A 1936-nucleotide genomic window follows, 5' to 3' on the forward strand; every position below is an offset into this window, starting at 1 on the left:
TGCTGAAGGGATCCCTCCTGCAGACGGCCCGATAGGCTTTCCTGCCAATCTACCTGGGTGAGGACATAGGTGAGCCGGTAGTTGCCGGTGGATTCCGGCTCAAAGCTGGTGGCCCGCAAGGTGTAGGTGCCTCCCTCCGGCAGACGCACCGCCAACAGGGCATTCACATCTGGGCCAGAGTCATCGTTAAAGCCGATCACCCGCCCTTGGCCGTCCACCAGCTCCAGGTAAGCATCAAAATCTTCGCTCTCTAGGGCCGCAATCAAAATCTGTCCCGGCTCAGCGGTGACGGGGATCCCATCCCAAAAGCTGCCGTACTGGCGGCTGACTTGATCTCCCACCTCCAGCGCTCCCGTCACGGTTTGGCTGCCTCTCCACAGAGCAGAACGGGTCAGCGCAGATCCCACCGGCAAGCCGCTCTCTCCCACCCGATCCAACAGCCGACAGCCGCCAGCCAACCCCAATGCCACCAGAGCCAGAGTCAAACGGGATCCCCAACGGCGAGGAGATGCGCAAGAACGATACCAGCTCAACATCGGAAGGGATCCCTCTCTGAAGAATGGCCACTGTGGACTGATCCTACCCCCTGATTGAGGGAAAAGGTTGGCCAGAGACGACAACTTCTGCCGAACTTCATGCTGAGTTTTGAGATTGTTGGCCTGCCCCTTCCTTGCTTTTCCAGCCGAGAGCATACTGGTCTACAGGGCCTCCCAAGCTTGCAAGACGGCTTCTAGGGCCAGCCGCCCATGGTAGAGATGGGTTCCCCCCTGCAAGTAGACGGTGTAGGGATCCCGCATCGGCCCATCGGCAGACAGCTCGGCGCTGCTCCCGGCAATAAAGGTGCCTGCTGCCATCACCACCGGGTCTGCATAACCGGGCATCACCTCCGGAACTGGGGTGAGGTAGGAATCCACAGGAGAACTGTTTTGAATGGCGTGGCAAAAGGCCTGCAGCTTTTGCGGGGATCCCAATTGAATGGCCTGGATGATATCGGTGCGAGGAGCTTGAGGCAGAGGCGAGACCGGGTAGCCCAAATCAGAAAACACCTGCGCCGCCAGATGGGCGATCTTCACCGCTTCGGCCACCATCTGCGGGGCCAAGAACAGGCCTTGAAACAGAAGGCGGTTGAGATCTAGAGTTGCCCCCCCCTCCGAACCAATGCCCGGAGCCGTCAGCCGACAGGCCGCTTGCTCCACCAGCTCTGCCCGCCCGGCCACATAGCCCCCGGCGGGAACAAGGGTGCCCCCCGGATTTTTGATCAGAGATCCGGCAATCAGATCTGCGCCCACATGGGTTGGCTCCTGGGTTTCCACGAACTCGCCGTAGCAGTTGTCTACAAAGACCACAACTTCGGGGTTTTGCGCTTTGACCATTTGGATCATCTCGGCGATCTGGGCGATGGGAATGCTGGGCCGCCAATCATAGCCGCAGGAGCGCTGAATGTGAACCAACCGGGTTTGCGGTCTGAGGGCGGTTTTCAGGGCCTGCCAATCAACAGTTCCCTCCCGCAAATCCAACTGGCGGTAATCGATGCCGAACTCCCGCAGGGATCCCCGCCCGGAACCCCGCAGACCGATGACCTCTTCAAGGGTGTCGTAAGGGGGGCCGGTAATGCTCAGCAGCTCATCCCCCGGACGCAGCACCCCAAACAAAGCACAGGCGATGGCATGGGTACCAGACACCATCTGCAGCCGCACCACCGCTGCCTCACAGCCCATGATCTGGGCAAACACCCGATCCAAAACCTGCCGCCCCTGGTCGTCGTGGCCATACCCCGACACCCCGGCAAAGTGATGGGATCCCACCCGCTGGTCGCGAAAGGCCCGCAGCACCCGCGCCAGGTTCTCTCTGAGGGTCTTCTCCACCGCCTGAAACTGCTCCTGTAGAGCCTCTTCTGCTCTGTCTAAAAGCTCTGCCGCCTTCAACGGGATCCCTC

The 1936-nt window shown here is 60.5% G+C and carries 2 protein-coding genes; both read right to left on the reverse strand.

The annotated features are described in order from the left end of the window. A partial coding sequence (locus NW838_RS10435; protein ID WP_414428001.1) for a hypothetical protein occupies window positions 1-536 on the reverse strand: 536 nt, incomplete at its 3' end. Between the two features lie 162 nt (window positions 537-698). After that, the gene (locus NW838_RS10440) at window positions 699-1925 is read right to left on the reverse strand and encodes an aminotransferase class I/II-fold pyridoxal phosphate-dependent enzyme (protein ID WP_414428002.1); all 1227 of its coding nucleotides are present in this window, start codon (window positions 1923-1925) and stop codon (window positions 699-701) included. Window positions 1926-1936 lie beyond the last annotated feature (11 nt).

Source organism: Synechococcus sp. R55.2, from assembly GCF_047462075.1.
Lineage (GTDB): Bacteria > Cyanobacteriota > Cyanobacteriia > Thermostichales > Thermostichaceae > Thermostichus.